We start from the raw sequence: 22,213 nt of genomic DNA, 5'->3' as shown, positions 1-22,213 counted from the left end.
AAGAACAGTCAGCGCCGGTATCTGCACCCCGGCCGGATCAGCGCGGCCCCGCGGCGTCCCCGACCGCCTCCACCAGCGGCAGCATCCGGTGCGGCACCCGCTCGCGCAGCGCCACCTCGGTACGGGTGCGCACCACACCCGGCAGGTTGATCAGCCGCTGGATCACGTCCTCCAGGTGCTCCGCGTCCCGCGCGACCACCCGGGCCAGCAGGTCCCCGCCGCCGGTCGTCGAGAACGCCTCGATGATCTGCGGCACCTCGGCCAGCGCGTCGGCGACCTCTTCCAGGTGCCCCTGCGTCACCTCGATGTGGACGAAGGCCAGCACCGGATGCTCCAGCGCGGCGGGCGAAAGCCGGGGCCCGTAGGCCGTGATGACCCCGTCCCGCTCCAGCCGGTCGAGCCGCGCCTGCACCGTGCCGCGGGCGACGCCCAGCAGCCGGGCGTACTCCCGCACGCTCGTGCGCGGCTGCTCCAGCAGCAGTCCGAGGATTCTCGCGTCGAGCGCGTCAACGGCCATGGCCCCACGGCCTCCTCACGGTCTTCACGGCCGGCCGGTCGGGCCGGAAAGTGTCCCGGTGACTGTACCAATGGCCCGCTGCTCGCGGATTTCTCCGGGCCGCAGGGCGTGCGGCCCTTCCGCAGCCGGTCTCTTTCCTGGCTCCATTCCAGGGTGAAACATGTAAAACAGTCACCTGGCATATGACCTGCATCACATTGACGTCGCTATCCCGCTGGGCTTCACTTTCCGCGACGGAGGAAAGGGGAAGTCATCGGATGCGTTATCGGGAAAATGTCGGTAAAGAATGCGGTAGCCCTTGCTCTGTCGTCGGAATTCCGTGTGAAGCTCAGTCGGTTCACCGTCCAACGGAGGTGCTGTCATGAAGCTCATCAACGCTCTCAAGCAGAGGATCAGGCCGGCGAAGAGCCTGAAGTCCTACGCGTGGTACGTCTGGTACTGACCGGCCCGCATCCCGTCTCCTCCTTCCGAGGGAACGGCTTTGACCTGGTAGTTCGACGAGCGGTTCGTGTCCGGCGGGGGTGCCCGCCCTCCCGCCGGACACGGCCTTTTCCTCCCTTGGATATTACCGACAGGTACCTGGAGATTGCCGATGTCTCTTTCCGGTACGGCCGCGAACTCCCGGTCCACGGTCTTCACGCCGAGAATCGAAGAGCTCTTCCGGAAATACCGCGGCGCGGACGTGTTCAGGCTGGAGCCCGACACCGTAGGAGTCGCCGGTCCCGCCCTGATCGATGAGGTGCTGCGCAGCCGTCCGGCCAACGATTTCGAGCGCCCGACGTTCAAACCGCTCCAGGGAAAAACCATCAGCCGCCCGGAATCATCGGCCGTCATGCGCGCGGTATCCCAGGACGTAAGGGCCGCACTGAACAAGCCCACCACCGACCCGGTCGATCTCGCCGGGGAATGGCCGCACACCGGCCACGTCTACCTGCGGGACCTGGTCTTCGGCCCCGATCCGTTCCGGCTGCGCGTGCTCATGGACCGCAGGCTGGAATGGACGCCGAAACTGACCTGGACGGTCATCGGTGCCGGGGCGGCGCTGCCAGGCGGCCCCGGGCCCGATGCCCCGGTGTCCCACCTGGCCGCACTCGCCGCAGCCGCCACCACCTACGGCGACCGCCGGCACGCGATGGGCCTCTACCGCCGGGCGGCGGCGCCGGTCTGCTTCACGGTCTCCGCCCTCGTCGCCAACGCGCTCTGGCTCGGCTCGCCCTTCCCCGCCGACGTGCCCAACCGGCACATCCTGCTGGAGTCACTCCGCCTGCTGCCGCCCTCGTGGAACCTGCTGCGGGTGGCGTCCCCCGAATTCGCGGCGCTCGACGACCGGATCGGCGCGACGGACGACGTCCTGATGCTGCCGCTGCTCAGCCACCGCGACCCCGGCATCTGGGACGACCCGGACGCCTTCCGCCCGGACCGCTGGAGCGGCGTCGACGCCGACAACCAGCCCGGCTACCTGCCCTTCGGCCACGCCAACGAACGCTGCTGGGGCCGGCACATGGTGATGCCGCTGGCCGAACGCCTCCTCGACCTGCTGCGCGAAGCGGACCTGGCGGTCAGCCCCGCACAGCGCACGGCACACGTACCGCTCGCCGGGCTGCTCGGCGTCTCCCGGATCCAGGTCACCCGGCGCTGAGGCCGGTGCCCCCGCGGTTGTGCACCCGCGCTCACGCGGCGGGCGGCGCCGCCAGGCCCGCCGGTGTCAGCCGCACCCGCACCGTACGGGGACCGCGGGTGAACACCCCGGTCTCGGCGGGCGCTTCGCCGTCCGCGAAGGACATCCGGGGGAACGCGTCGAGCAGTTGGTTCACCCCCACCTCCACCTCGCTCCTGGCCAGCAGCGCCCCCACGCAGAAGTGCCGTCCGAGGCCGAGCGCCAAGTGGTCGGCAGCGGCGCTGAAGGCGTTGTCCGCGGTGAGGTCGCCGCGGTGGATGTCGAACACCTCGGGCCTGGCGTAGCGCCGCTCGTCGCGGTTGGCGCTGCCGATGAGGCAGGTGACCGTGGCGCCGGCGGGCACGGTGCCGCCGCCGATGGTGACGTCAGCCGCGGGCTGCCGCATGATCATCTGGATCGGCGGGCTGAAGCGCAGCGTCTCGGCGAAGGCCACCGGCACCAGGCTGCGGTCCGCGCGCACCGCTGCCAACTGGCCGGGGTGGGCCAGCAGGTTGCGGAAGATCCCGGCGATGGCCTTGTCCGTGGTCTCGCCGCCGGCCGCGAGCAGCAGGCTGACGAACGCCGTGATGTCCTGGTCGCTCATCCGGGTGCCCTCGACCTCGGCGGTGCACAGCTCGGAGAGCAGGTCGTCGCCGGGCGCCGCGCGGCGCTCCTGGATGACCGGCCGGAGATAGGCGGCCAGTTCGTCGCGCGCCGCGAGCCCGGCGGCGGCGACGGCGGGATCCTGGGCCAGGTTGGCCAAGTACTCCACGACCGCCGAGTACCAGCCGTGGAAGCGGTCGTGGTCGGCGCGGTCGAGGCCGAGCATGTCGACGATGACGTTGACCGGGAACCGGGTGGCGAACCGCGCCACCAGATCGGCATCCGGTGCGTCACGGAACCCGTCGATCAGCTCCCGGGCATTGCGTTCGATCACCGGCAGGAACCTCTCCCGCAGCGCCCGCCCGCGGAACGCCGGCGCCACCAGGGCGCGGCGCACGGCGTGTTCCCGGCCGCTCATCTGCGGCAGCGTCCGGCCGCCGTGCGCGGGTTCGATCTGCCAGGCGTAGTTGTCGCTGGTGAACACCGGTTCGCGAAAGGCGCGTTGCAGGTCTTCGTACCGGGAGATCAGGTAGCTGCCGGTGCCCTCGTGGTGGTGGAGCGGGTAGTGGTCGCGCAGGATCCGGTACGCCGGATAGGGGTCGGCGTCGAACTCGGGGGAGAGGATGTCGGGCGGCGGCGGAACGGCGGTCACGGCACAACCTCGCTTATCCCAGGGGGAGTTCGGGCTCCGACGGCGGGGCTCCGACGCTAGGACACCGCGTCCGCGCCGTCCAGGGTGCCGGGCCGCCGCCCCGCCGCCCGCCGCGCCGGACGGACGCGAAGGCCCGCCGGCACGGAACGGGGCGGCGGGCCGGGCAGGTCAGGGGTAGGAGACGACGGTGGAGGGCACCGTCGATTCGCCTGACGTGGGGGCGCCGATGCCGTTGATCACGTGCTCGTACTGCCCCTTGCCGCCCAGCGAGACGACCAGCAGGTCGTGGAGCTTGATGCCGGGCTTGTCCGGCGCCTTGAAGCCGTGGCCCTGGCGGATCGACGGGTCCACGTTGTAGAAGCAGTAGCTGCCCAGGCCCCACCCCTCGTGGGTACTGACCTTGTCGGCGATGGCGTACGCGGCGAAGCCCTTGGTGTCGCCGTTCTGGATGGCGGCCTGATCGGGCGCGTCGTACGCCTTCTCGTTCTGGAAGAAGATGGTGCGGCCCTGCTCGCCGTGCCACTCCACGTCGTACTTGTTGAAGTGCTCGACGAACAGGCCGGTCGCCAGCACCCGGTCGCCGTTGACGCGGATGCCGTAGTCCGCTCTGTTGGTCTCCCAGCCCACACCGTCGCCGTGGTCGGCGCGCCAGATCCAGGTGTGGTCGATGACGGTGTCGTTGCTGTTGATCACCATGCTGGTCGTCGCCTTGCCGGGGCCCGCGCCGCCGATCCGTACGAACACGTCCTGCACGGTGGTCGGGTTGCCTGAGTGGTCGGACGAGGCGCCGTCGGGGCCGACTTCGAGCAGCGTGGCGGAGTTGACGGGACCGGCGTCGATCAGGAATCCGGCGAGCCGCACCCCGTCGACGTCCGCGACCTTCAGCGCGGTCACGCCGTTGTCAGGGACGATCGTGGCGTACCCCAGGCCGAGGACGACGGTGTTCGCGCGCCGCACATCGACGGGCCGGTCGACGTGGTGGATGCCGGGGGTGAGCAGCAGGTTCAGGCCCTGTTCCAGCGCGGCGTTCAGGGTCGCGGCATCGGTGCCGGGCTTGACGACGTAGAAGCGGTCCAGCGGCAGGGACTCGCCGCGCGGTGTGCCGCCGCCCCAGCTCGTCCCGCGCGCGTCGGTGCGCTTCTCGGGGACGAAGACCTTGTAGGTGTCGCCGTCCAGGTGGAGGAACGGCTTCTCGCGGGACACCGGGGTGGTGTCGAGGGTGGTGTAGGGCGGGTCGGGGAAGCCCTGCGCGGGTGCGCCCTCGACACCAGAGAACACCATGTTCCACACGGCGTTCTCCCAGCCGCCCACCGCGCTGTCGCGGGTGTACCACTGCTGTTGCGAGTACGGGCCGACGGTGCCGTCGATGCGGCTGTCGGCGATGTAGCCGCCGCTGGCCCAGCCGTAGCCGTCGGGCGACAGGTTAAGACCGCCCTTGACGTGCATCCGCCGGAACGGCGCCGCCTGGGCGACCGCCCACCGGTTGGTGCCGCTGACCGGCTTGAGGGCGAGGTTCTCCGCCGAGCGCCAGAAGTTCTGCGTCGCGTTGCCGTCGAACCAGCCCGCGTCCACGGTGACATCGCCGTTGATGGTCGTGTCGTCAGGCGACAGACCCAGGCCCGCGATCGAGGTGTAGAAGCCGAGCTGGGCGTTGAGCCCGTCGTAGGTGCCCGGCTTGAACAGGAGCGCATACCGTCCGGTGCCGAACTGGGCGGTCTCCTGCTTCTGGAAGATCTCGTCAAGTTTCGCCTGTATGCCAGGAGTTGACGGGTCGAAGACGAGGACGTTCGGGCCGAGATCGCCGCCGCCCGGCAGTGGACCTGCGGCGGGGGCACCGGTCCTGGAGGGTGCGGCGGCGGCCGTGGCCGACGAGTCCATGGTCAGCAGGCCGGTGGCGGGAAGTGCGGCGGCCAGCGAGGCGACAACGCGTCGGCGCGAGGGGCCCGATGCGGCTGCTGAAGTGGTGTCGGCAGGTGTGGGGGGTCGAGACATGGAAGCTCTCCTGCTTCAGGTAGTGAACGATTGACGTCCATGAGAGCGCTCTCTTGCCCCATGCATGTTCATGGTGTGAGGACATGACGTCAAGGCGGGCATCCGGTACGGGACGTTCACCGTGGTGTGAAATCCCCGCCGGGGTAAGGGTGTTGACCGATCGATGAGGCCGCTGACGCCGCCTCATCCGCTCCGGCCCGCCGCCGCTGCCCGCCAGCCGTCGATGGGCACCGTTCCGCGACGGTAACCGTTCTCGTCCAGCAGATGCCCGCTCAGCTTCACCGGCCACAGCGCCACCGCCCGGTCGCCGATGACGAGTCCCGGCGCCTTCCCGGTGACCCGGGTTTCCAGGCGCTGGACGTCGTCAACGGACCGCACCCAGGCGATGACCAGCAGATTGTGCCGCCCGGTGATCCCCGCGCACAGCCGGATGTCCCGCATCCCGGCGATCACCCGCGCGGTGTGCTCGACGGTGTCCGACGGCACCTGCGCCCACAGCACCGCCGCGACCGGCCGCTCCGACAGCGGACGGGCGATCTCGCACCGGATCTGCACCGCTCCGGAGCCGAGCAGCCGCTTGGTGCGCCGTCGCACGGTGTCCACGCTGGTGCCGCACGCGTCGGCGAGCGCGGTGTACGAGGCCCGCCCGTCCGCCGACAGCGCCACGATCAGCTTCCGGTCCAGCTCCGACAGCGCCGGGACTGCCGCCCGCTCCCGTGCCTGCCGCCCCTCCGACAGCTGCGCCACCTGAGCCGGGTCGAGCGCGCGCAGCCGCCACCGGCTGCCCTCCGTGTAGATGGCCCCGGCCAGTTGGGTACGCGCCGACGTGACACCCGGGAGCGAACCGAGCACCTGGGTGACCCACCGGGACAGGGCGCCCAGGTCGGTGGTCATGACCGTCAGGAGCAGGTCCCGGTCGCCGCTGACGTGCTCGACGGTGGACACCATCGGCTGCCGCGCCAACCGGTCGGCGACGTCGAGGAGTTGACCGTTGGCGCAGTCCACCTCGATGAACGCCAGGCAGCCCTCGCCGGCCGCCGCCAGGGCCGGCCCCGGATAGCAGCTGATCCAGGCCGCGCCCCGGGTGCTCAGCCGCTTCCAGCGGCGGGCCAGGGTGACCGCGTCCAGGCCGAGCACCTCGGCGATCTTGGCCCAGCCCGCCCGCGGGCTGATCTGGAGGGCGTGGACGAGAGCCGAGTCCGTGGCGTCCAGCCGGTCGAAATCCTGCATGAGAAGAACCCTAATGCGAGTTTCCTGCGGTTTCTGGCCGCCGCTGAGGCGGTGACTTCACCCTGGGGCAGGGCCGCCGCGTGACAGGGCGGCCACAACGAACGGAAGGTGGCATGAGGTGTCGGTACTGACGGACGCCGAGGAACTGCGGGACGACCTCGTCGCATTGCGGCGGTCCCTGCACCGGGAACCCGAACTCGGTCTGGAACTGCCCCGCACACAGGAAAAGGTGCTGGCCGCCCTGGACGGCCTGCCCCTGGAGATCACCCCGGGCAGGGGCATCGGCTCCGTGACGGCCGTGCTGCGGGGCGGCAGGCCCGGAGGCGCGGTGCTGCTCCGGGGGGACATGGACGCCCTGCCGGTGCAGGAAGCCTCCGGCGTCGACTACGCGTCCCGCATCGACGGGCGGATGCACGCCTGCGGCCACGACCTGCACACGGCCGGACTCGTCGGCGCCGCCCGGCTGTTGAGCGCACGGCGCGCGACGCTCCACGGCGACGTGGTGTTCATGTTCCAGCCCGGCGAGGAAGGCCACAACGGCGCCGGCCGGATGATCGAGGAGGGGGTGCTGGAGGCGGCGGGCACGCCCCTGGACGCCGCCTACGCGATTCACGTGTCGGCCAACCGCGTGCCGCAGGGCCTGGTCGTCAGCCGTCCCGGCACCGTGATGACCGCGTCCGACGTGCTGCGGGTGACCGTCAGGGGCCGGGGCGGCCACGGCTCGGAGCCGCACACCGCGGCCGACCCGGTGCCCGCCGCCTGCGAGATGGTGACGGCGATCCACAGCTGGACCAGCCGCACCTTCGACATCTTCGACCCCGTCGTGGTCTCCGTGGGCCGCTTCACGGCCGGCTCACAGCACAACGTCATCCCCGAGACCGCCACCTTCGATGCGACCGTCCGCAGTTACTCCGAGGCCCACCACGAGCGGCTCGCCGACGGCCTGCCCCGCCTGGTCAGGTCCATCGCCGCGGCCCACGGCCTGCACGCCGAGGTCGACTACGAGGTGCTCTACCCGGTCACCGTCAACGAGCCGGAGGAGACCGCCTTCGCGCTCGACACCGCCAGGGAACTCCTCGGCGAACGGGAGGTGTGGCTCTCCCCGCAGCCCGCGGGCGGCTCCGAGGACTTCTCGTTCGTCCTGCAACGGGTGCCTGGCGCCATGCTGTTGCTCGGCGCGGCACCCGAGGGCAGCGACCCGGCGGGCGCGCCGATGAACCATTCCCCGCACGCGGTGTTCGACGACGCGGTACTGCCCCGCCAGGCGGCCCTGCTCGCCGAACTCGCCGCCGGGCGCCTGGCCCGCACCGCGCGGACTCCTGCCGCAACTGCCATGGCAGGAACCGCCGTTGACCGGTGAGCGAAACCCCCGTTGCGCTTCCTATCGTGCTGTCGCGTACACCCGCCCCGCGAACTCCGCGATCTGCTCATCGCTGAGGTTCTTCGCGAGGTTGGCTTCCGTGATCATGCCGACCAGACGGTGACCGCCGGCCACGTCGATCACCGGCAGCCGCTTGATCTGGTGCGCTTCCATCGTGGCCAGCACCTCGGACGCGTCCGCCGCGGCGTCGATCCAGTACAGCGGCCCGTCCAGGGTTCCGGCCTGCACGGTCGCCGGGTCGATGCCCTCGGCGCAGCACTTGACGACGATGTCGCGGTCCGTGATCACGCCGCTGAGCTTGTTGTTGTCGCCGCAGATCGGCAGGCAGCCGACCTTCAGATCGCGCATCATCCGGGCCGCCTGGAGCAGCGATTCGTGCGCGCCGACGCACTGCACCCCGGCGGACATGATGTCCCGTGCCCGCAGCGTGCCGGCCATGTTGCCGGTCATGATTCCTCCCGCCTACGGAGTGTGGATCCCTCCCTTCGATGACACCACGGATGGACCCGCGCCGCTCCCGGGCCGGACGGGGGCAGGAAAGCATTGCGGACCGGCCGGGGGAGGGGGCACCCTGGCGCCATGTCCTACGTGCGGCTCGAAGCCTGGATCGGTGCGGAATGGCTGGAGGTCGACGCCGTCAGCGTCACGGTCATGGGCTCCGCGCTGACCCTCTCCTTCGAGCGCCAGCACTCCGAATCGGGGTACCGGGAGATGATCTGGGAGCCGCTGGAGAACTTTCTCCGGGAGTACGGTGACCAGCCGCTCGTCGTGGTGCCGCTGGGCAACAGCCTGCCGGTGATGTTCGGCCCCGGCGCCGCGGGCCCGTTCCGGCTGGCCGAATGGGCGGACGACTGACCGACAGGGCGACGCCGCCCACCGGATGCCGGTGGGCGGCGGGCCTCGGGCAGGGGCGTCAGGCCGACTCGTGCAGCCGGTGCAGCGACGCCACCAGCTTGTCCACCTCCTCGGCCGTGTTGTAGAGCGCGAGCGAAGCACGGGCCGCGCTCTGCACGCCGTAGTGGCCGAGGGCCGGCTGGGCGCAGTGGTGGCCGGCCCGTACGGCGATGCCGTCGCGGTCCAGCCAGGCCGCGATGTCCGACGGGTCGTGTCCCGCGAGGGTGAAGGTGAGCACGGCGATCCGGTCCGGCGCCGAGCCCAGCAGCTCAAGCCCTGGCACACCGGCCAGGGCTTGCTGCGCGTACTCCATCAGCGACGTCTCGTAGGCGGCGATGGCGTCCCGGTCGAAGGAGGTCAGCCAGTTCAGCGCCGACAGCAGGCCGACCACACCGGAGATGTGCCCGGTACCGGCCTCCAGGAGGTGGGGCACGGGCGCGAAGGTGGTCCCGTTGAAGCCGACCGAATCGATCATGTTGCCGCCGCCCTGCCACGGCGCCATGCCCGCCAGGACGTCCGGCTTGGCGTAGAGCGCGCCGATGCCCGTGGGGGCGAACAGCTTGTGCCCGGAGAACACGTAGAAGTCGGCGTCCAGGTCCTGCACATCGACGGGGAAGTGCGCCACCGCCTGCGCGCCGTCCACCAGCACCTTGGCGCCGTAACGGTGGGCGAGCGCGGTCATCTCACGGACCGGCGGTACGGTGCCCAGCACGTTCGACGCATGGCTGATCGCGACGAGTTGGGTGCGCATGGACAGCAGATCGGCATACGCGTCCAGGTCGATCTGCCCGTCGGGCCGCAGCGGCACCGGCACCACCCGGGCCCTGGTCTCCTTGGCGACCATCTGCCAGGGAACGATGTTCGAGTGGTGCTCAAGGACCGGCACCAGGATGTCGTCGCCGGGCCCGAGGTTGGCGCGTCCCCAGCTCTGCGCGACGAGGTTGATCGCCTCGGTCGTGCCGCGTGCGAAGACGATGCTGTCGGGCGACGGCGCGCCCAGGAAATCGGCGACCGCCGCCCGGCCGCCCTCGTACGCCTCGGTGGCCTCGCGGGCCATGGTGTGCGCACCACGGTGGATGTTGGAGTTGGCGGATCCGTAGAAGGCGGCCAGCGTCTCGATCACCTGGCGCGGCTTCTGCGTGGTGGCTCCGTTGTCCAGCCAGACCAGCGGATGCCCGTTCACCGTACGGTGCAGGATCGGGAAGTCCGCGCGCACCAACTCGGGTGAGAAGGCGGCGCGTTGGCCGGGGAGGCCGGAAGGGTGCGCGGTCGCGGCGGACGGGGTGGTGAAGGACCCGGCCGACGGCGCGCCGCCGGTCAGCGGGTCCGGAGCTGGCGGTGTGCCGGGCCACCCGCTCCGGGTGACGTCAGGAGTAGTCATGGTAGTTGGAGACCTCGACGTTCTGGAGCACCGCGACGGCGTCCTCCACCAGCACCGCGGAGTTGAAGTACGCCGTCATCAGGTACGACGTGATGCCCTTCTGGTCGACGCCCATGTTCCGCATCGCCAGACCGGGCTCCACCTCGTCCTCGACCTTCGCGGGACGCAGCCCCACCACGCCCTGCTCGGCCTCGCCGGTGCGCATCAGCAGGATCTCGGTGGTGCCGATGCCCGCGCCGCCGGAGAACCGCACCTTGTCGGAGGGCAGCAGCGGCACACCGCGCCAGGTCAGCAGCGGGCTGCCGAACCGGTTGTCGATGATCGGGGGCACACCCCGGCGGGTACATTCCCGGGCGAACGCGGCGATGGCGCGGGGGTGCGCCAGGAAGTAGCCGGGCTGCTTCCAGACCCGGGTCAGCAGCTCGTCCAGGTCGTCAGGGGTCGGGGAACCGGTGCGCGCCTGCACCCGCTGCCCGGGGGCCACGTTGTTGAAGAGGCCGAATTCCGGGTGGTTGAGCAGCGAGGCTTCCTGCCGCTCGCGCAGCGCGTGCACGGTGAGGTTGGCCTGCGCGCGGGTCTGGTCGATGGGCCCGTTGTAGAGGTCGGAGACCCGGGTGTGCACGCGGAGCACGGTCTGCGCGAGGGTCATGTGGTATTCGCGGGGAGCGTCCTCGTAGTCGACGTACGTCGCGGGGAGTTCGGGCTCGCCGATGTGCCCGGCGCTGAGGTCGACCGGCACCTCGGAGCCCGGCAGGACGCCGTCCGCCGCGAGGTAGGCGTCCAGCGCTCCCCGTACCGTCGCGTCGCGGTCGCACAGCCCGGCGAGCACACTGCGGTCGACGCACAGCGCCACACCGGGGGTGAGCGCCTTGACGCGGTACGGCAGGGGCGCGGAGCGGGTCCAGGCGTCGAGGTCGAAGAACTGGCCGTCGCCGATCACTTCGAGCACGGCGTCCTCGCCGTAGCGACCGCTCACCCGCTTCTCGGCGCGGCCCTGGGAGATCACCCAGAGCCGGTCGTGCGCGTCGCCGTCCTGGGACAGCATCTGCCCGGCCTCGAAGGTGACTTCGGTGAAGGCGTTCGCCAGCTCGGTGAGCAGGGCGTCGTCGGCCTCCCGGAGGTAGGGCACCTCCCGCAGGTCTCCCGGGATGACGCGGGGCGAACCGCCGTCGTTGTGGGTGCTGATGCGGTCGTCACCCAGGACGTAGGTCCGGCGGCGGTTGACGCGGAAGACACCGGATTCGACGTCCACCCAGGGCAGGGCGCGCAGGAGGTAGCGCGGGGTGATGCCGCGCATCTGCGGGGTGGTCTTGGTGGCCGTCGCGAGTTGCCGTGCCGCATCGGGGGCGAGACTTGTCCGGTCGCTCACAGGATCTCCTTGCCGGGGACGTGCCGGCCGGTCCGGGTGACCGATCGGCAATCGGGGCTGATCGTCGGTTCGTGATCCCGTCGCCCGCAACCGGCCGGAGCCGGAGGTGCGGCCGGAAAGCTACGTTGCACTGAATGCGCAGTTTCGTACCCATGTGCGACTACTTATTGTCGTACCGTCGCCACCTTGCGTGTCTCCGCCACGGGTGCGCGCGACATCGCTCCCCGGCGCTTCGCCCCGCGCCGCCAAGGGCCCTGCATGCGACGTGATTTGCCCTCATGACAGGACTTTGGATTTCCTAAAGGGCGGCTTATAGCAAGGGTTTTGACGGGGCGTCAGGAGTCTTCGTGGGGAGCGCAGATCATGGCCCGCAGGCGCCGGGGCGCGTCCTCGCCGAGGCAGACGGAGAGGCCGGTCGCGGAATCCTCGGCGGCGGCGCGGGCCCGAGGGAAGAGCCGCCGCTCGTAGGCGGCGAGTGCGGTTTCGGTGTCGCCGGGGTGCGCGGCTATGGCCCGCCCGAGGTCGGCGCCGTCGATCATGGCGAGGTTGGCGCCCTCGCCTGCGAACGGGGACATGACGTGGGCGGCGTCGCCGAGCAGGGTGACACCGGGGACGCGCTCCCAGCGGTGCTCGACGGGCAGGGCGTGGATCGGGCGGGGGATGAGGGGGCCGTCCGCGTCGGCGATCAGGGACCGCAGGCCGGCGTCCCAGTCGGCGAAGTGCTCCAGGACGGCGGCCTTGGCCGTCGCGGTGTCGCCGAAGTCGACGCTGGCGGCCCAGTCGTCGGCGACCCGCAGGGCGGCGTAGACGTGCAGGACGGCGTCGTGCTCACGGTGCGCGAGGAGGCCCTTGCCGTCACCCAGGGCGAACAGCGAGCCGGCGCCGACGACGGCCGCGGCCCGGGGGTGACGCCGGTCGGCGTCCAGCAGGTCCCCTTCGACGAAGGCGACGCCGGTGTAGGAGGGACGGGCGTCGGAGAGCAGCGGGCGCACCCTGGACCAGGCGCCGTCGGCCCCGACGAGCAGGCCGGTGGTGAAGGAGCTGCCGTCGGCGATGGTCACCCGGTGGCGTCCGTCGCCGATGGGGTCGGCCGCGGTAACTCTGGCGCCCCAGCGGACCGTTCCTTCCGGCAGTGAGTCCAGGAGCAGGTCGCGCAGGTGACCGCGGTCGGCCTCCGGACGGCCGCCGCCGCCCTTGTCGGGCTCATCGAGGTGGACCGTGGCGTGCTCGTCGAGGATGCGGGTGGCCTCGGCGCCTGGCAGGACGAGCCGGCGGAAGGCGTCGTGGAGGCCGGCGGCGCGCAGGGCGGCCTGGCCCGACTCCTCGTGGATGTCGAGCATGCCGCCCTGGGAGCGGGCGTGGCGGGAGGCGTCGAGGTCGTAGACGACGGCCTCGACGCCGTGGACGTGCAGCACGCGGGCCAGGGTCAGCCCGCCGAGGCCGGCGCCGATGATCGCGAGGGGGTGGTGCGGGGGCATGGGCGCCTCTTTCGTGTGGTGGGGCACGGGGTCAGTCCGTCGGTCTGGGGGTGTGCAGGGCGCCGTTGATGAGCATCTGGAAGATCCAGGCCAGGCGCGTCTCGGGGGTGCCGGACATCAGGTCGGCGCCGAGCGCCGCGATGCGCGGGTGGGTGTCGGCGGACGCGCCCTCCACCGCGGCGGCGAGCGCCCGGTGCTCGGCCTGGGTGTGTTCGGCGTGGTCGCGGGCGGACTGTTCGGCCGCGGTCGCGGTGGCGACCTGGAGCAGCGCGTCGATCCCCCACGCCGCCTGCCGGTCCGGCACGCCGCCCTCGGCGAGCAGCGCCAACAGGCCCTCGACCAGGGCCAGATAGTTCTTGCCCGACGGGTGGGCCACCAGGGCCGAGTGGGCGAGGCTGGGGTGCGCGAAGAGCACCCGCGTGTACGACGTGAGGACGTCGGCCAGCCGCTCGCGCCACGGCCCGGCGGCGGTCACAGGGGTCAGATCGACCTCGCCCAGCAGCTCTTCCAGGATCGCCGCGTGCAGTTCCGTGGTGTTGCGGACGTACACGTACAGCGAGGCGGGTCCGGTGTCGAGTTCCTGGGCCAGGCGGCGCATGGTCACGCGTGGCAGGCCGTCGGCCCGCATGATGCGGACCGCTGTCGCGATGATCCCTTCCTGGGTCAGGGCGGGCTTGGCCGGTCGTTCCCGGCGGCTGCGTGGTGCGGAGGGGGAGGCTGCCATGTCACGAAGGTAACGAACATGTTCGTAGCGAACAAGTTCGTGGCGGGGTTGTCACGCTCGTGAGCCCGCCGCGGGGCCGCGCCTCACCCCGCCGGAAGCGGCCTCCCCCCGGCTCCGTCAGGCGCTCACGGCCGGTGACCGCCGCGCCGTGGCTGCCGGAACAGCCGGCCGGCGATCCAGGACCTGCCGCGCAGGAACACCCGCCGCAGCACATGGCCGGGCGAGGTCCGCCGCTGCTCCACCAGGTCGCCCATCACGGCACGGAAACGCCACCAGGTGCGCAACTCGCGCAGGGCCCGGACATCGCCCGCCCCCGGGGATATCGGCGGCTCCTCGCCCCGCTGCAGGGCCCGTAAGGAATCCAGTACGTGCTGTTGCGTCGCGGTCACGCCGCTCTCCTTCATCGTGAAGTGCCTGTCCCTGAGTGCCCGTTCACGGGCCGGTCCTCAGTGCGCGGCGGCGGGAGCGTGCGGCAGCCGGTCTGCGGCGCAGGGCGGCGCCGTGGCCGGCAGGGCGTGCGCGGACGTGGTGGTGCGGGCGACGATCAACGCGTCGGGCCGGTGCGCGGCGGCCGTCAGCGGCCCGATCCCGACGTCCATAAGGGCGGTCTCCAGCGGAGTGCGGTCACGGGGCGGCGCGGTCGCGGCGGGCCTGCGCCGGTGTCCGTGCGGGTACCGGTCCGTGCTGTCCTGCCCCATGGTGCGCGTCGCCTCCGGTGTGCTCATGTCGTGGCTCCCATGCCACTGGAGGCGATCCTGTACGCCAATTGGCCTGGAAAACATGGCCAATTCGGGGACAGTGGTCGGGGGGGGGGGGGGGGGGGCCCGGCGGGCCCCCCCCCCCCCCCCCCCCAAAACACCCACCCCCCCCCCCCCCCCCCCCCCCCCCGGGGCGGCCCCCCCGGGGTGCCGGCCCCCCGGGGGGGGCTCGGGGGGGGGGGGGGGGGGGGGGGGGGGGGGCGCCCCCCCCCCCCCCCCCCCCCCCCCCCGACCGTTACGTCAGCTCTCCGACCCGTCCAGCGCGCCGACGGGCTGCGCGGCCGGCGGTGGTGCGGTGGCGCGGCGGTCCCACACGGTGATCAGGAGTGCGCAGCCCACCAGGGCGCCGCCCACCCAGGGCAGCGCGGCGGACGACGACGCCGTCAGGGTCAGGCCGCCCACCGCACCGCCGAGTGCCACACCCAGATACGAGGACGCGCTGCTGATCGAGACGGCGATGGTCGGGGCGTCGGGGGCCCGGCCCATGACGCGCTGGATCTGTGCCCCCGGGATCAGCCAGTACAGCGCGCTCCAGACCAGGGTCGCCAGCAGGAAGGCCGCCGTCGTGGGCACCGCTCCGAACGGAGCGGCGGCGGCGACCAGGCCCATCGCGGCGAAGGCCACCAGCACGCCGGTCAGCCCGCTGAGGAAGGTGCGGTCGGGGGAGTGGCGGTCGCTCAGCCTGCCCCCGAGGGTGCTGCCCACCGCCGCCGCGACACCCCAGACCAGCAGGACCGCGCTCACCCCCGCCTCGCTGAGCGGCGTGACCCGGTGCGTGAGCACGGCCAGGTAGGTGTAGACGACGAAACTGCCGGCCACCGCACACATGTTGATGAACACCGCGACCAGGACGGCGGGTTGCGCCGCCACCCGGAGCCGGCTGGCCATGGTGATGGCCGGCGGCCTGGGGGTGGCCGGCAAAGCGAGCGCGAGGCCGCCCATGCTCAGCGCCGCGAGCACGGTGATCAGGACCAGCGTCAGCCGCCAGCTCCCCAGCGCACCGACCAGGGAGCCGATGGGCACGCCGAAGGCGGTGGCCACGGTCAGCCCGCCGACGACCAGGGACACCGCCCGGCCCTGATGACGGTCGCCGGCCACGGAAGTCGCCACCGCCACCGCGCTGTTCATGTAGACCGCGGCGCCCACCCCTGCGAGCACCCGCGCCACCATGAGCACCCCGTAGCCGGGGGCGAGCGCGCCCAGCAGGTTGGCGACCAGGAACACGCCGAGCGACGCCTGGAGGACCACCCACCGCTCCAGGTTCGCCGTCAGCGTCATCATCACCGGCGCGCTGACCGCGTAGCTGAGGGCGAAGACGGTGACCAACTGGCCCGTCAGCCCCTCGGAGACGTGGAGGTCGGCGGCGATGGACGGCAGGATGCCGCTGATGACGTAGCCGTCCGTACCGACCGCGAACGCGCCGAAGGCCAGCAGGATGACGCCGAGCCGGTGGGGCATACGGGCCCCGGTGTTGCCGTCCGTCACCCGGCATCCCGTACCCGTACGAGTCCGGCGTCCGCCAGGCAGTTGAGCATCAGCTCGGTGGTGACGTACAGGGCGCGGGCCCGTGTGGCGTCGGCGGCGAAGCAGCCCGCGAAGACCGTCTCGGCCAGCGCGCGGCCCGCGATGCCGTCCGACGGGGCGTCCCCGATGGCGCTGACCAGCTCGGGCAGCCTGGTCAGCGGGGCCGCCACGTCCGACGTGCCGCCGAGTTCCCAGAAGCCGTCGGGCAGGTCGGCGGCCCGCGCGCGGTAGAGCCGCTCGGCGGTGCGGGACGCTCCCGCCGGAGCCTGGGCGGTGGTCAGCCCGGCGTCCATGCCGACGCCTCCCGACAGGTCGGTGAAGGTCACCCGGCCCGTCCCGCCGGAGCGGCTGACGAGGGAGCAGGCGAAGTAGAGGGGCTGCTCGTAGCGGCTCAGGTGCGCGTCGACGGCGGCCAGGACGGCGTCGGGGGACAGGGCGGGATTGTGCCGCTGGGCGTGCAGCGCGGTCAGGGCGGCGCGGACCTCGGGCACCGTGCGTCCGTCCGCCACCACGGACACGTCGTGTCCTGCGGCCTTCGCGAACTCGCCGATCTCGCGCAGCAGCGTCGGCCCTGACGCGTCACCCAGCGACTGGAACCGCATCACCAGCATGCCGTCGTCGGGGTCGAGAAGGCTCCTCGCGGCCCGCAGCAGCCGGCGGTTGAGGTCCAGGCCGTCCGGCCCTCCGTTGCCCGCGGCGGAGTAGGCGAGGTCCGGTGGCACGGGGACGTAGGGCAGGTTGGCGCAGATGCAGTTGAGCGGGGTGTCGGTGGTGAAGTCCCGGAAGAAGTCGCCGTGCCGGGTGCGGATCCGTTCGCCGACGCCGTTGAGTGCGCCGGACAGCCGGGTCGCCTCCAGGCACACCTCCTGGAGGTCGACGGCCGTCACCTCCTGGCAGGTGCGGGCCAGGGCGCTGCTGGTGATGCCGGATCCGCATCCCACGTCCAGGGCCAGGCCGGTGGGCAGGGCGTCGAGGATCGTGTCGACGAACCGGAGGGAGTCCTCGCCGATGTAGACGTCGCCGGTGCCCGGCTGCTCGGCACGGTCGCGGGCGGCCAACACCCCGCGGAACGCGGTCAGTTCCCATGCACCAGGTCGGCCATGACGGTCCGTCAGGCCGAGGTCCGCCAGCCGGCCGGCCAGGGCGGGATCGAGGGAGGACCGTGCCGGAGACCCTAAGTGCAGCAGGTTCCACAGGCCCGCGCCCAGGTCGTGCTCAGGGCCGGCGGAACCGGTCGAAGGCCACGGCTCGTAGGACTGCGCCGCGCGCCGCCTGGCGTACTCGACGCGCTGCGCGAAGTGGTGCTCGCGCAGCAGCTTTGCAACCTCGTGTGACGTCATGCCGCCCTTACACCGTCCCGCGCGTCGTCGTTGGCCACCGTGGTCTCCCGTGCGGTGCGTATCTCCCGGGCCGCGGCGACGAAGGCCGCGAACAGCGCCCCTACCGGCGCCGCTTCAGGATGCCCCTGGACCCCGACCACGAAGCGCTGATCCGGCATCGACACCGCCTCGATCACGCCGTCGGCGCTCCACCCGGTGGCGAGGACGCCGTCCCCGAGCGTGTCCACCGCCTGGTGGTGGAAGCACGGGATGTCCCAGCGGTCACCGACCGCGCTGCCGGGCAGCTGGTCGGGGCTCAGGGTGATCGCGGCGTTCCTGAACACCGGCTCGGGCGGCTGGTGGTCGTCCGAACCGAGCGCGGTGGGCAGGTGCTGGGTGAGCGTGCCGCCCCGCAGCACATTGATCATCTGCATGCCACGGCACACGCCGAGCACCGCGCGCCCCTCGGCCAGCGCGAGCCGCAGCAGCGCGCTCTCCCAGGTGTCGCGGTCCGGCGCGAACCCGGAGGTGTGCGGGCCCGCCGTCCCGCCGTACAGGGCAGGGTCGATGTCGGCACCGCCGACCAGCAGCAGCCCGTCGATGCCGCCCATGACGGAGGCCGCCTCCTGGTCGCCGCCGTACGGGGGCAGCAGGACGGGGACGCCGCCGGCGTCGGCGACGGCGGCCAGGAAGTCGGTCGGCACCAGCGAGGCGTGCCGGTGCCACCCGCGCCAGGAGGCGTCCTCCTGGTAGGTGGTGATGCCTACGGTCGGCTTGCTGATGACGGCCCCCTCGGCTGCGGTCACTTCGTCGCGTCCAGCACCCACGCGGAACCGTGCTGGGTGAACCCGATGTGCGGGTAGTAGTCGGCCGCCGCCGGCGCGGACAGCAGCACGATCTTCGCGTCCGGCGCCTCCTGCTGGATCCTGCGGATCAGGTCCACGCCGATGCCGCGCTTCTGGAACTCGCGGTCGACGGCCAGGTCGGACAGGTAGGTCACATAGGCGCCGTCCGTCAGGCACCTGGCGATGCCCGCCAGCTTGCCGTCGATCCGTGCGACCACGACGAGGTTGGCGTTCTTGACCATGGCGGTGAACCGGCGCTCGTCCTCCACGGGGCGGCGCTCGGCAAGACCCGAGGCGCGGTACAGGGCCGCGACCTCGGCCACGTCCAGGCCGGCCGCGTCGACCACGTCAGTTTTCCACATCGAGCAAGGTCTCCATTCGTTCTCGTATGACGGCCCTGGAGCGCAGGAAGCGCGCCGGGTCGTACTGCTCGGGGCGGGTCTCGATGCCCCTCTCCCGCAGTGTCTCGCGGAGGTGACGGCCCGTTTCCCAGGTCTCGGTCGCCGCGTCCTGGACCGAGCGGTACGCCTGCTCCCGTTCGGCGCCACCGGCCACGAGGTCCAGCATGACCGTGGAGCTGTGGATCAGTCCGTCGGTCTGTTCCAGATTGGCCCGCATGCGGTCGGGGAAGACCCGCAGGCCCTCGATGACCTCCGCCGCACCGGTCGCCTGGTAGTGGGCGGCGATCATGCTGTCGGGCAGGGCGATCCGTTCGACGGATGAGTGGGCGAGGTCCCGCTCGTGCCACAGCGCCACGTCCTCCAGCACCGCGCCGAGGTTGGCGCGCAGGATGCGGGCCAGGCCGCACAGCCGCTCACTCGACGTGGGGTTGCGCTTGTGGGGCATCGCGCTGGAGCCCTGGTAGGCACTGGACCGCGGTTCCTCCACCTCCCTGACCTCGGTGCGTTGCAACAGCCGCAGTTCCAGGGCGATCTGCTCGATGACGGCGCCCAGCACGGCCACGGCCGACAGCAGTTCGGCGTGCCGGTCGCGCGCCACCACCTGGGTGGGGACGGGCTCGACGCCGAGGCCCAGCGCCTCGCAGACGTAGCTCTCGACGAACGGGTCGATGCGCGCGTAGGTGCCCACAGGACCCGAGATCGTGCCGACGGCCACCGCGGTGCGCGCCGCCCGCAGCCGCCGGACCGAGCGGTCCACGCCGAGGGCGAAGCCGGCCATCTTCTGCCCGAACGTGGTGGGTTCGGCGTGGATGCCGTGGGTCCTGGCCACGCACACCGTGTCCCAGTGTGCCGTCGCCTTGGCGGCCAGCGCGGTGCGCAGCCGGACCGCGGCGGCCAGCAGCACGTCGCACGACCGGGCCAGGGTGTGGCCCAGAGCCGTGTCCACGAGGTCGTAGCTGGTCATCCCGTAGTGGACCCAGCGCGCGGCGTCGTCGGGGATGGTCGCGGTGTAGGCGGCGAGGAAGGCCAGGATCTCGTGGTCCCGGGTCCGCTCCTGCTCGCGCACCTCGTCGGGGGTGGGCACCCGGCCGGCCCTGATCGTGGCGAGGTCGGTGTCCGTCACCTTCCCGAGCCGTGCCTGGGCCTCGCAGGCGAGGACCTCGACGTGGACCCAGGAGGCGTACTTGGCCTCGTCGGTCCACAGCTCCGCCATCTCGGGCAGGGAGTACCGCGGGATCACGCGGGCCTCCTGGCCAGCACCGCGCAGGTGCGGTTGTTCGCCGCGATCGGGCCGCGGGCCAACTCGGCGGTGAGGGAGGCGAGTCCGGTCTCGAACGCCTCGGCGGAGATGAGGTGGAGCGAGGAGAACGCCTTCTCGCGGTACTTGGTGGCGTCGGTCAGCTCGTAGGCGCTCTCGAACAGCCGCTGCTGCCCTTCGACGAATCCGGCGTCGTCAAGCGCGGTGAGCAGGGCGTCGATCGGGTGGTGCCGCTCCAGTTCCACCTTGATGGTGGCGGGGAAGTGCTGGGCCACCGGAATGCGGTTGCGGATGATCCACTCCGAGTCCGTCGCCGTGCACAGCACGCCGCCCGGCTTGAGCGCCTTGAAGGCGCCCGCGAAGTACCGGGCGGGCTCCCGTACGTAATGGATCATGTCGACGGAGAAGATGAGGTCGAGCGACGCCTCGGGGAGGTCGAGCGCGGCGATCTCCTCGGCGCGGCCGACGCGCAGTTCAAGATCTGCCTCGTGGGAAGCGGCGACCTTGAGCATGTCGTCGAAGGGGTCGACGCCGAGCGCACCGCATCCGGTGAGCTGCTGGAGCCTGGCGAGGTGGTTGGCCGTGCCGCAGCCCATTTCCATCGCCCTGGAGGACGCGCCGATGCCCGCCGATTCGGCGAGGAACTCCACCAGTTGGGGGTAGGGGCGCCGGTGCCGGGCGTACTCTGCGGCGAGCTGGTTGTAGTCCAAGCTGTTCAACAGGATTCCTTTACGACGAGTGGTTCTCGTGGACGCTCCTGGCCTGCTGGAGGTACCAAGCGGTGTACGCGTACGTCGCCAGCCAGGCGTGCGGGGAGCGCAGGGAATGCTCGTACTTCAGCCAGCCGGCCAGCGAGCAGGCGGCGCCGATGTAGAGCCGGCACCGGATGGCGTCGACCGGTTCACCGCCGGGCGCCGCCGCGGCCAAGCGGCTTTCCATGGCGCGCAGTTCGGGTGAGAAGTGCAGTGGCAGCCGCAGCGAGGTCAGGTCGTGCGGGCGCGTGAGGTCGAGATCCCCGAACAGGTTCTGCGGCCGGTCCTGCTTCGACGCCTGGAGGATCGCGGTCATCGGGAGCAGGCCGTGCAGCAGGGTGGCCAGGTCGAAGACGGGGTCTCCGTAGCCGACGTCGGGCCGCTGCCGCTTCTCCCAGACGGTGCGCGGGTCGATGAACATCGGGCCGCCGCCGGCGCGGCGCAGCATGTTCGTCGGGAAGATGTCCCCGTGGACCTGGCTGCCGGTCCGCGGCAGCAGACCGGGCGCGTGCGTGTCCAGCCAGGCGGCGGCTTCGGTGTAGCCGGGGATGCGCGCTCCGCCGGGGAGCAGCAGTTCGGCGCCGAGCAGCGCGTCGAGGTCGAGATCGCCGAAGAAGGCGCGGAAGGTGCTCAGGAAGGCGGGCTGTTCGCGCAGTGCGTGGAAGCGCTCGCGGTAGAGGTAGTCGCCGCTGGTGGGGGTGTGGTCCGCGGCGGTCAGCCGGTACCAGCTGCCGAGTTGGTCGAGGTAGGGCCCGAGCGTGTCGGCGGCGTCGGGGCGCAGTGCGGTGCGGGCGTCGTCCTGGAAGAGCTGCGCGTCCAGCTCCGCGGGGTGTCCCGCTTCCATGAGGCTCACGCCCTGGTGGCCTTCGATGTGGACGCCGTGCAGTTCGGGGAAGAGCGGGTCGCGGCCGATCGCGGTGATCTCGCGGTTCGTCCTGGCGATGAACCCGGTCTCGGAGCGGATCATGGCCGCGTCGCCGATCTTCGCGACGATTTCCTTGCCGTCCTCGCCTCCGGTGCGGAACTGGACGACGCCGGTGGAGTCCGAGCCGGGGCGGTGCGCGGTGCTGAAGGCGGGGGCGGGGCCGGCAAGTGCCGCCCAGGTCCGCAGCCTTGAGGCGATGACGGCTGCGCTGATCAGCTCGGTTTCGTCGTCCGCGGTGGGCTGTCCGCCGGGTGCTGCGGGCGGCACGGCGGTGGAGTCCAGGCACCAGCCGTGCAGTCCGCCGCCGAGCAGGAACGTTCTGCGCGGTGGCCGTTCGGCGGTGTCGTCCCCGGTGCTTTCCGTCGCCAGCGTGCGATCGGCAACAGCAGCCACACGAACACCATAAGGCTTCAAACGTTCCGTCAGAGCGGGCACGGTGCTTACCGCGTTTTCTACTGACGGGTATTCCGTAACGATCACCGAAGGGGCGACGGTGTCCGTTAAGACGTTCTCATCGTTGAGAATTGAATAGAGGTTGGCCAGCTCACTGAAG

Annotated in this window: 22 protein-coding genes; 4 read left to right on the top strand and 18 right to left on the bottom strand. The window is 71.6% G+C overall.

What is annotated here, in order from left to right; translation table 11 throughout:
- Nucleotides 1-37 precede the first annotated feature (37 nt).
- Nucleotides 38-517: an Lrp/AsnC family transcriptional regulator gene (locus ACGFNI_RS06605; protein ID WP_393681181.1), complete on the bottom strand. Its 480-nt coding sequence runs from the start codon at nt 515-517 to the stop codon at nt 38-40.
- 361 nt (nt 518-878) lie between these two features.
- Here ACGFNI_RS06605 and ACGFNI_RS06600 point away from each other — a divergent pair, with 361 nt between their 5' ends.
- Nucleotides 879-959, top strand: coding sequence for a tryptorubin family RiPP precursor (locus ACGFNI_RS06600; protein ID WP_393681477.1), 81 nt, complete (start codon nt 879-881; stop codon nt 957-959).
- 150 nt (nt 960-1,109) lie between these two features.
- A complete protein-coding gene (locus tag ACGFNI_RS06595) occupies nt 1,110-2,156 on the top strand; it encodes a cytochrome P450 (protein WP_393681180.1) in 1,047 nt (348 codons plus the stop codon).
- Between the two features lie 31 nt (nt 2,157-2,187).
- On the opposite strand, the gene ACGFNI_RS06590 is transcribed toward ACGFNI_RS06595, so the two are convergent.
- From ACGFNI_RS06590 to ACGFNI_RS06580, 3 genes are all read right to left on the bottom strand, one after another.
- Nucleotides 2,188-3,429 carry a cytochrome P450 gene (locus ACGFNI_RS06590; protein ID WP_393681179.1) on the bottom strand — a complete coding sequence of 414 codons (1,242 nt, stop codon included), beginning with the start codon at nt 3,427-3,429 and terminating at the stop codon, nt 2,188-2,190.
- 168 nt (nt 3,430-3,597) lie between these two features.
- Nucleotides 3,598-5,421 carry a coagulation factor 5/8 type domain-containing protein gene (locus ACGFNI_RS06585; RefSeq protein WP_393681177.1) on the bottom strand — a complete coding sequence of 608 codons (1,824 nt, stop codon included), beginning with the start codon at nt 5,419-5,421 and terminating at the stop codon, nt 3,598-3,600.
- A gap of 183 nt (nt 5,422-5,604) precedes the next feature.
- Complete coding sequence (locus ACGFNI_RS06580; RefSeq protein ID WP_393681175.1) at nt 5,605-6,651, bottom strand: Lrp/AsnC family transcriptional regulator; 1,047 nt, start codon at nt 6,649-6,651, stop codon at nt 5,605-5,607.
- Between the two features lie 118 nt (nt 6,652-6,769).
- Here ACGFNI_RS06580 and ACGFNI_RS06575 point away from each other — a divergent pair, with 118 nt between their 5' ends.
- Nucleotides 6,770-8,011, top strand: coding sequence for a M20 family metallopeptidase (locus tag ACGFNI_RS06575; protein WP_393681173.1), 1,242 nt, complete (start codon nt 6,770-6,772; stop codon nt 8,009-8,011).
- Between the two features lie 21 nt (nt 8,012-8,032).
- On the opposite strand, the gene ACGFNI_RS06570 is transcribed toward ACGFNI_RS06575, so the two are convergent.
- The gene (locus ACGFNI_RS06570) at nt 8,033-8,470 is read right to left on the bottom strand and encodes a CBS domain-containing protein (RefSeq protein WP_393681476.1); all 438 of its coding nucleotides are present in this window, start codon (nt 8,468-8,470) and stop codon (nt 8,033-8,035) included.
- A gap of 141 nt (nt 8,471-8,611) precedes the next feature.
- On the opposite strand from ACGFNI_RS06570, the gene ACGFNI_RS06565 reads away from it, so the two are divergent.
- Nucleotides 8,612-8,887 carry a hypothetical protein gene (locus tag ACGFNI_RS06565; protein ID WP_393681172.1) on the top strand — a complete coding sequence of 92 codons (276 nt, stop codon included), beginning with the start codon at nt 8,612-8,614 and terminating at the stop codon, nt 8,885-8,887.
- 58 nt (nt 8,888-8,945) lie between these two features.
- Here ACGFNI_RS06565 and ACGFNI_RS06560 read toward each other — a convergent pair whose 3' ends face one another.
- The 13 genes from ACGFNI_RS06560 to ACGFNI_RS06500 all read right to left on the bottom strand — a co-directional run bounded on the left by ACGFNI_RS06560 (nt 8,946) and on the right by ACGFNI_RS06500 (nt 22,053).
- Nucleotides 8,946-10,307, bottom strand: a complete 1,362-nt coding sequence (locus tag ACGFNI_RS06560) for a SufS family cysteine desulfurase (protein ID WP_393681170.1) — start codon at nt 10,305-10,307, stop codon at nt 8,946-8,948.
- Entirely contained in the window at nt 10,294-11,676 is a 1,383-nt protein-coding gene (locus ACGFNI_RS06555; protein ID WP_393681169.1) for a family 2B encapsulin nanocompartment shell protein, read from the bottom strand. Before ACGFNI_RS06555 ends, ACGFNI_RS06560 begins: the two co-directional genes overlap by 14 nt.
- A 335-nt stretch (nt 11,677-12,011) precedes the next feature.
- Nucleotides 12,012-13,154: an FAD-dependent oxidoreductase gene (locus ACGFNI_RS06550; protein WP_393681167.1), complete on the bottom strand. Its 1,143-nt coding sequence runs from the start codon at nt 13,152-13,154 to the stop codon at nt 12,012-12,014.
- A 31-nt stretch (nt 13,155-13,185) separates the two neighbouring features.
- A complete protein-coding gene (locus tag ACGFNI_RS06545; RefSeq protein WP_393681166.1) occupies nt 13,186-13,878 on the bottom strand; it encodes a TetR/AcrR family transcriptional regulator in 693 nt (230 codons plus the stop codon).
- A gap of 125 nt (nt 13,879-14,003) precedes the next feature.
- Nucleotides 14,004-14,267 (bottom strand): hypothetical protein, encoded by a 264-nt coding sequence (locus tag ACGFNI_RS06540; RefSeq protein WP_393681165.1) that lies wholly within the window; start codon nt 14,265-14,267, stop codon nt 14,004-14,006.
- Between the two features lie 57 nt (nt 14,268-14,324).
- On the bottom strand, nt 14,325-14,603 hold the full coding sequence (locus ACGFNI_RS06535; RefSeq protein ID WP_393681163.1) for a hypothetical protein: 279 nt from the start codon (nt 14,601-14,603) through the stop codon (nt 14,325-14,327).
- A 273-nt stretch (nt 14,604-14,876) separates the two neighbouring features.
- Nucleotides 14,877-16,121 (bottom strand): MFS transporter, encoded by a 1,245-nt coding sequence (locus tag ACGFNI_RS06530; protein WP_393681161.1) that lies wholly within the window; start codon nt 16,119-16,121, stop codon nt 14,877-14,879.
- Nucleotides 16,118-17,500, bottom strand: coding sequence for a methyltransferase domain-containing protein (locus ACGFNI_RS06525; protein WP_393681159.1), 1,383 nt, complete (start codon nt 17,498-17,500; stop codon nt 16,118-16,120). The genes ACGFNI_RS06530 and ACGFNI_RS06525 overlap by 4 nt, the downstream gene beginning before the upstream one ends.
- Nucleotides 17,497-18,285, bottom strand: a complete 789-nt coding sequence (locus ACGFNI_RS06520) for a gamma-glutamyl-gamma-aminobutyrate hydrolase family protein (protein ID WP_393681157.1) — start codon at nt 18,283-18,285, stop codon at nt 17,497-17,499. The genes ACGFNI_RS06525 and ACGFNI_RS06520 overlap by 4 nt, the downstream gene beginning before the upstream one ends.
- Nucleotides 18,282-18,686 carry a GNAT family N-acetyltransferase gene (locus tag ACGFNI_RS06515; protein ID WP_393681155.1) on the bottom strand — a complete coding sequence of 135 codons (405 nt, stop codon included), beginning with the start codon at nt 18,684-18,686 and terminating at the stop codon, nt 18,282-18,284. The genes ACGFNI_RS06520 and ACGFNI_RS06515 overlap by 4 nt, the downstream gene beginning before the upstream one ends.
- Complete coding sequence (gene purB, locus ACGFNI_RS06510) at nt 18,673-19,965, bottom strand: adenylosuccinate lyase (RefSeq protein WP_393681153.1); 1,293 nt, start codon at nt 19,963-19,965, stop codon at nt 18,673-18,675. Before purB ends, ACGFNI_RS06515 begins: the two co-directional genes overlap by 14 nt.
- Complete coding sequence (locus ACGFNI_RS06505; protein WP_393681151.1) at nt 19,962-20,702, bottom strand: methyltransferase domain-containing protein; 741 nt, start codon at nt 20,700-20,702, stop codon at nt 19,962-19,964. Before ACGFNI_RS06505 ends, purB begins: the two co-directional genes overlap by 4 nt.
- Nucleotides 20,703-20,712: 10 nt before the next feature.
- A complete protein-coding gene (locus ACGFNI_RS06500) occupies nt 20,713-22,053 on the bottom strand; it encodes a phosphotransferase family protein (RefSeq protein WP_393681150.1) in 1,341 nt (446 codons plus the stop codon).
- Nucleotides 22,054-22,213: the final 160 nt, after the last annotated feature.

The organism is Streptomyces sp. NPDC048644, assembly GCF_043199105.1.
In the GTDB taxonomy this organism is placed as follows: domain Bacteria; phylum Actinomycetota; class Actinomycetes; order Streptomycetales; family Streptomycetaceae; genus Streptomyces.
Note: the sequence above shows the minus strand (reverse complement) of the source record. Positions and strands in the feature narration are given on the sequence as shown.